4 protein-coding genes and 3 pseudogenes are annotated in these 6,710 nt (G+C 74.9%); 5 read left to right on the top strand and 2 right to left on the bottom strand.

The features are described from left to right. Nucleotides 1–1,022, top strand: a pseudogene (locus B0E53_RS31705) (XRE family transcriptional regulator); the annotation flags it as partial. Between the two features lie 230 nt (nucleotides 1,023–1,252). On the opposite strand, the gene B0E53_RS31700 reads toward B0E53_RS31705, so the two are convergent. Continuing rightward, nucleotides 1,253–1,756, bottom strand: a complete 504-nt coding sequence (locus tag B0E53_RS31700; protein ID WP_107079340.1) for a MarR family transcriptional regulator — start codon at nucleotides 1,754–1,756, stop codon at nucleotides 1,253–1,255. A 101-nt stretch (nucleotides 1,757–1,857) separates the two neighbouring features. On the opposite strand from B0E53_RS31700, the gene B0E53_RS31695 reads away from it, so the two are divergent. Together B0E53_RS31695 and B0E53_RS31690 are read left to right on the top strand one after the other, a co-directional pair. Beyond that, on the top strand, nucleotides 1,858–2,439 hold the full coding sequence (locus tag B0E53_RS31695; protein WP_107079339.1) for a YceI family protein: 582 nt from the start codon (nucleotides 1,858–1,860) through the stop codon (nucleotides 2,437–2,439). A 243-nt stretch (nucleotides 2,440–2,682) separates the two neighbouring features. Beyond that, nucleotides 2,683–4,161 (top strand): glutamate--cysteine ligase, encoded by a 1,479-nt coding sequence (locus B0E53_RS31690; protein WP_107079338.1) that lies wholly within the window; start codon nucleotides 2,683–2,685, stop codon nucleotides 4,159–4,161. A 538-nt stretch (nucleotides 4,162–4,699) separates the two neighbouring features. Here B0E53_RS31690 and B0E53_RS31685 read toward each other — a convergent pair. Beyond that, a pseudogene (locus B0E53_RS31685) lies at nucleotides 4,700–5,578 on the bottom strand (hypothetical protein); the annotation flags it as partial. 94 nt (nucleotides 5,579–5,672) lie between these two features. Here B0E53_RS31685 and B0E53_RS31680 point away from each other — a divergent pair. Both B0E53_RS31680 and B0E53_RS31675 read left to right on the top strand, forming a co-directional pair. After that, nucleotides 5,673–6,383 carry a PASTA domain-containing protein gene (locus B0E53_RS31680; protein WP_246835698.1) on the top strand — a complete coding sequence of 237 codons (711 nt, stop codon included), beginning with the start codon at nucleotides 5,673–5,675 and terminating at the stop codon, nucleotides 6,381–6,383. 101 nt (nucleotides 6,384–6,484) lie between these two features. Further along, nucleotides 6,485–6,710, top strand: a pseudogene (locus B0E53_RS31675) (hypothetical protein); the annotation flags it as partial.

Here is a 6,710-nt window from a genome sequence, read left to right as displayed (position 1 = left end):
GCCGGCTGCTGGCCGACCCGCGTACCGCCGACGCGCCGCCGGTGCTGCGGGCCTGGGCGCTGCTCGGAGTGGCGCGGCTCGCCGCCGAGCACGGCGCCGGCGGTGCGGAGCTGCCGGCGGCCCGGGACGCGTTGGCCACGTTCCGGGCGGCCGGTGAGGTGACCGGTGAGCTGTCGGCCCGTTCGATGCTCTGCGTGCTCCTGCGCGGTGCCGGCGCTAACGGCGAGGCCCGCGAGCAGGCCGAGGCGGCGCTGGAGCTGGCCACCCGGCACGGTCGGGTACGCGAGATGGCGGTGGCCCAGTACCACCTCACCTGGCACGACGTGCGGGTCGCGGACCTGGCCGGCGCGCGGCGCCGGCTGGCCGCGGTCGACCGGCTGGCCACCCAGTGCGGGGAGCAGCGGCTCCGCCTGATGGCCCGCGCCGGCCTGGCCGAGGTGACCCGGCTGGAGGGCCGGTACGTCGACGCGGTCGAGCAGGGGCGGCGGGTGGCGAGCGCGCTCGTCGAGTTGGGCGACCCGGGGCGGCGGCGCCAGGTGGTCGGCACGATCGGGCTGGCGCTCGCCCTCGAAGGGCGGGTGGAGGAGGCGCTGGAGACGGTGGCCGAGCTGCGGCCGTCGCGGCCGGCGCCGGGACAGCGCCGGCCGCCGGGCGTGGAGACCCTGGACCCGGAGGGCCGGGGCGCCCGGCCGGAGGAGGCGGTCTGCGCGTTGATCGAGGGCCATCTCGCGCTGCACCAGGGGGACCGGGAGCTGGCGGCGGAATGGTTCACCGCAGCGGCCGAGCACGCCACCGGCGGGGAGCAGCAGGACCGCACGGCGGCGGCCGAGTTCGCCGGCGGCGGGGAGCGGCGGGATCTGGTCGAGGCGCTGGTCGGGCTGGCGGCGAGCACCGCCGAGGTGGGTGTGCTGGACCGGCTCGACCGGGTCTGCCGGGCCAACGGGATCCGGCTGCTGCCTCGCGAGGAGGCACTGCTCTACGCGCTGCTGGCCCGCCGGGAGCGCGCTGCCCGGCGGGACTGAGACCGGGCGGGAGACGAAGGCGCGGGGGTGGCGCGAGCGAAGAAGCCCCCTGGTGTTGCCCCTCGCTGCATCGCTCGCGCCGGCACCCCCCGGTGCCCCCCCGCTGCCCGGAAGCCTATCCAGCCGGCCTGGGTGATTTGCGAATCATTACGCCGGTATGGCCCGGTGTTCGGATGGTTCTGCCGGTCTTTCTGCCGGTGACCCGCGGGCGCGGCGTCGCGGCCGGCGGGTCAGCAGCCGGCGGCCTGCCCGGCCGGAGCGGGCTCGGTGCTGCCGGCGGTCGCCCCGGGGTGTACCGCGTCGCGGACCCGGCGCAGGCCGTCCAGGAGCGCCTCCAGCTGGGCCGGGGCGAGCTGGCCGGTGAACCACTCCTCGATGATCCGCAGGTGACCGGGCAGGGTCGCGTCCAGGCGGCTCAGGCCGGCGGCGGTGACCACCGCGTACGAGCTGCGCCGGTCGGAGGGGCAGGCCCGGCGGCGGAGCAGGCCGTCGCGCTCCATCCGGTCGACCACGCGGGTGACGCCGCTGGTGGACAGGGAGGTCTGCGCCGCGAGGTCGGTCATCCGCAGCTGGTGACCCGGCGACCGGGTGAGCCGCATCAGCACCTCGAACTCGACCGGGGACAGGCCGTGCTCCTCGAACTGGGCGGCGAACCGGGCCGACAGCCCGGCGCTGGCCTCGAAGAGGAGGCCGATGGCGGTGATCCGGGGATCGTCGAACACGTTCTCGTCCACGCGGCCATCCTAGCAGTCCTTGACACAGGGAATATTGCTATGCCTATAGTTGCTCAGTCAGTCGTTGGGCTACTAAACAATCTCCCCTGGAGGACAGCATCATGACCAGCAGCACCGAAGCGGTTACCCGCGACTGGGAGGGTCTCACCATCCCGACCGCCGGCACCTACCTGCTGGACGCGGCTCACAAGCGCGTCGGGTTCGTCGCCCGGCACATGATGGTCAGCAAGGTACGCGGTGAGTTCGCCGAGGCGACCGCCGCCATCACCGTGGCCGAGGACCCGATGCAGTCCGCGGTGACCGCCACCATCCAGGCGGCCAGCATCAACACCGCCCAGGCCGACCGCGACGCGCACCTGCGCAGCCCGGAGTTCCTCGACGCCGAGCAGTTCCCCACCCTGGAGTTCCGCAGCACCGGCGTGAAGTCCCGCGACGGCAACGAGTTCGTCCTCTCCGGCGAGCTGACCATCAAGGGCGTGACCCGTCCGGTCGACCTCGACGTCGAGTTCGAGGGCGTCGGCCGCAGCCCGTTCGGTCAGGACATCTTCGGCTTCTCCGCGTCCACCGAGATCGACCGGGAGGACTTCGGCCTGACCTGGAACGTCGCCCTGGAGACCGGTGGCGTCCTGGTCGGCAAGAAGATCAAGATCGAGATCGAGGGCGAGGCCGTCCGCCAGGCCTGACCCCCGCGTACGAACCCCACGGGCCCGCGCCGTCACCCGACGGCGCGGGCCCGTTCGTCGTACGCCGGGCGGTGCGAATTGTCACGTGTTGTTCGCGGTGCGGCGGGTGGCGGCTGGGTAGGAGTGCAGACCTGCGCCCGACCCCCGGTCCGGCGGTCGGGGCGCACTTACGCACTCAACGTGAATGGTTCACAATGCGTTGCGGAACGGTACGGTTCCGTGGCGCCGGCGCCGGGAGGACAGATGGGCAGAGACGTCGCGCAGGGCGCCTTCTCCCGCGAGGACCGGGTCCGCTACCGGCAGAAGGTCCGGCGGTGCCTGGATGTGTTCGCGCTGATGCTGGACGACTTCGGCTTCGACGCCGACCGGCCGATGACCGGGCTGGAGATCGAACTCAACCTCGTCGACGCCGCCGCCGAGCCGGCCATGCGCAACGACCAGATCCTCGCCGACATCGCCGACCCGCTCTTCCAGACCGAGCTGGGGCAGTTCAACCTGGAGCTCAACGCGTCGCCCCGGCTGATCGAGGGCACCGGCTTCGCCGACTACGCGCAGGACCTGGGCAGCAGCCTGAGCCACGCCGACGAGCGGGCCGCCAAGTCCGACGCCAAGATCGTGATGGTCGGCATCCTGCCCACCCTCACCGAGCGGCACCTGGTCGCCGACAACCTCTCCACCAACGAGCGCTACCGCGTGCTCAACGACCAGATCGTCGGAGCCCGGGGCGAGGACATCGAGTTGGACATCCGCGGCGTCGAACGGCTGCGTACGCACACCGACTCGATCGCGCCCGAGGCCGCCTGCACCAGCCTCCAGTTCCACCTCCAGGTCGCGCCGGACAGCTTCGCCGACTACTGGAACGCCTCGCAGGCTATCGCCGGGGTGCAGGTGGCGGTCGGTGCCAACTCGCCGTTCCTCTACGGCCGGCAGCTCTGGGCGGAGACCCGGATCGCGCTGTTCCAGCAGGCCACCGACACCCGTCCGGACGAGCTGAAGGCACAGGGCGTACGCCCCCGGGTGTGGTTCGGCGAGCGCTGGATCACCTCGATCTTCGACCTGTTCGAGGAGAACGTCCGCTACTTCCCGCCGCTGCTGCCGATCTGTGAGGACGAGGACCCGGTCGAGGTGCTGCACGCCGGCGGGGTGCCCCAGCTCGGCGAGCTGCGCCTGCACAACGGCACCGTCTACCGCTGGAACCGCCCGGTGTACGACATCATGGGCGGCCGCCCGCACCTGCGGGTGGAGAACCGGGTGCTGCCGGCCGGGCCGACCGTCGTGGACATGCTCGCCAACGCGGCCTTCTACTTCGGCCTCGCCCGCGGCCTCGCCGAGGCGGACCGGCCGATCTGGAGCCAGCTCACCTTCAGCTCGGCCGAGGAGAACTTCCACGCCGCCGCCCGGCGCGGCATCGACGCCGTGCTGCACTGGCCCCGGCTCGGCGACGTGCCGGTCACCACGCTCGTCCTCGACACGCTGCTGCCCACCGCCGCGCAGGGGCTGGACCGGTTCGGCGTTGCCCCGGCCGAGCGGGACCGCCTGCTCGGGGTGATCGAGGAGCGCTGCCGGACCGGCCGCAACGGCGCGGTCTGGCAGACCGAGACGGTGTGGGCGGCGGAACGGCACCGGGGCCTGGACCGGCCGGCCGCGCTGCACCACATGGTCCAGCGCTACGCCGAACTGCAACGCGGCAACGAGCCCGTGCACACCTGGCCTGTCGACTGACCACCGCTGCTCGTCGCCGCTTACTTGATCGAATCCAGATCGCGGAGGTGGCGGCGGTCAGCGGTTGCGGCGGCCGGCCTTCGGTCCGGTGGTCGGCGCGGTCGCGCCGCTCTCCGGCTCGCTGACGCCCGCCGGTTCCACCGTCGCGGATCCTGCCGCTTTCCGGCCCGCCGGTTGCCGGTTCCGACGGGACCGGGCCGGTGCCGGCCGGCGGGCTCGACTCCGGTTTCCGCTGGGGTGGCACGGCCCGGCCGCGTCGGCCGGCGGCGGCGCGCTCCGGCGCCGTGCCCACGGACGTGGCCTGCTCGCCGAGCGGGTCGACCGACGTGGCCGGGGCCGGTCCGGCCGTGCGCTCGGCGCTCGGTGCGGCCGGTCCGGAGGCGCGCCGACCGAAGAACCGGCGGGTCGGCTGTTCCGTCGGGAGCACCGGGTCGGTGCCGTCCGCCGGGTCGGTGGCCGGCTCCGGGCCGGCGGCGGTGAGCTGGTCCGGCTCACCGGTGCGCTGGCCGGGCAGGTTCACGACGGTTCGCTCGGCGGCGCGGCGGTCGGCCCGCTGGGCCAGCGCGGCCATCAGGGCCGAGCCGCCGAGCCCGGCGATCACCGCGTACGGGGCGATCAGGTGGGCCGACACCTGCTCGGCGGCGATCCCGGCGAGCCTCGGCACGGCGAGCAGATACGCCAGCGCGACCAGCAGCGGGCCGGCTGCCCCGGAGGCCGCCGCCCCGACCCGTCGCTCGGGCGCGCGGACCGCCTGCCGGGCGGCCAGGATCCCGATGAGCAGGGCCGAACCGAGCGAGAGCAGCGCGCCGGGCCAGTAGAAGTAGTCGCGGATCCAGAACCGCCCGCTGTCCGCGCTGATCTGCCAGATGCCGAGCTGGGCGGTGGTCAGGCCACGGCCGGAGAGCACCCCGTCGAGCACCGAGACCACGGCGAGCAGCCAGAGCCAGCCGGTGGTGGCGACGAGGTTGGTGGCCGCGGCCCGGGTGTGCAGCGCCCACGTCGCCAGCAGCACCCCGAGCACCAGCCCGGCGACGGCGTACCCGGCGGCCACGGCCTGCGGCGAGGACGTGGCCGGCACCCGGGCCGCCCGGGCCGGCACGGCCACCAGCAGCACGGTGATCAACGCGCCCACCCCGGCGGCGAGCGCCAGGCCGAGCCGGGGCAGCGTGCCCGCCGGCTCGTCGTCGTCCGCGCCGCCCAGCCGCTGGGCACAGACCGCGCCGGCGATCACCGAGGTCGCGGAGATCCAGGTCGCCCAGGCGAGGCTGGCCACCCAGGCCGCGTCGACGCGGGCGGCGCCGGCCGGCGCCCAGTTGATGATGCCGAGCCCGTAGCCGAAGCCGAGCTGTGCGGCGCCCGTACCGGCGGCGACGCCGAGCGCGGCGGCGGTCGATCCTCCCCAGCCCCGTCTGGCCATGCCGGGGAGCGTAGCGTCCCAGGGTCGGCGCGGCGAGTGGTGGCGGCGGCCGGCTCGGCCGGGACGGGCTTGGTGGCGCCGGATACGGTCGCCGGTGACTGAGGCGGGGGACGTGATGACGGACGAGGGGTACCCGGACCGGCAGCCCGGGGTACGCGACGAACCGGGGTCGGACCGGACCAGGCTGCTTCTCGGTGGCGGCTTGGCGATGGTCCTGCTGGCGGTGATCGGCGCGAGCGGCGGCTGGGTCCTGGCCGGCGAACCGGACCGCCCCGCCGCACCGCCCGCCGCGGCTTCCGGCACTCCCTCCGTCGACGCCACCAGGCCCACCGCCGCCGTGCCGAGCACCGCCGGCGACCGGCCGACCGGTACGCGTACCACCACAGCCGCCGGCCTGACGGTGCCGCAGCTGGTGGGCATCGACTTCGAGCAGGCCCGAGGCGAGCTGCGGAACCGGAGGCTCGGCTGGCGGCTGGTGTTCGGCAGCGGCTCCGGCCGTGCCGTGGAGCGCACCTCGCCCGAGCCCGGTACGCCGGTGAAGCGGGGCGTCACGGTCACCCTCTGGGTCGCCGGTCCGGCGCCCGCCGTCTCGGTGCCCGACCTGCTCGCGCAGAGTTGCGCCGACGCGGCGGACGACCTGGTGGCGGCGGGCCTCTACCCCCGCTACCGCACCGGCCGCCAGGGTCCGGTCACCGCGCAGGACCCGGCCGGCGGCAGTTCGGTCCGGTGGAACGACCCGGTCACCCTCACCTGCGGCGACGAGCCCGCCACGACGCCGACCGCCAGCCCGCTGCCCTCCCCGTGACGGGCGGCCCGGCGCGCTGATGCCTGCCGATGGCCGGGCGGACCGCTACCGTGGACGATCGAGGGTCAGGCCGCCCTGTCCCGGTGGGGAAAGGACGTGCGATGAGCGACGACCGTCAGGAGCCACCCGCCGGGGACCCGGACGCGACCAGGGCGCTGCCCCCCGACCGGAACGGCGCCGACCCCGACGCCACCCGTGCCGTTCCACCCGACCGCCCCGCGGAGCCCGAGGACGCCGACGCCACCCGGGCGATGCCGCACGGCCCGGCCGGCGGTGCGGACGCCGACGCGACCCGGGCGATGCCCCGCGGACCGGCCGGCGGCGAGG

Source organism: Micromonospora sp. MH33 (genome assembly GCF_003013775.1).
In the GTDB taxonomy this organism is placed as follows: domain Bacteria; phylum Actinomycetota; class Actinomycetes; order Mycobacteriales; family Micromonosporaceae; genus Micromonospora; species Micromonospora fulviviridis.
The sequence above is the reverse complement of the archived record's forward strand: the minus strand, read 5'-3'. Positions and strand labels throughout refer to the sequence as shown.

Coding starts and splice junctions, on each gene's coding strand:
- B0E53_RS31690 (WP_107079338.1), top strand. CDS start 2,683: ATGGGCAGAGACGTCGCGCAGGGCGCCTTCTCCCGCGAGGACCGGGTC.
- B0E53_RS31695 (WP_107079339.1), top strand. CDS start 1,858: ATGACCAGCAGCACCGAAGCGGTTACCCGCGACTGGGAGGGTCTCACC.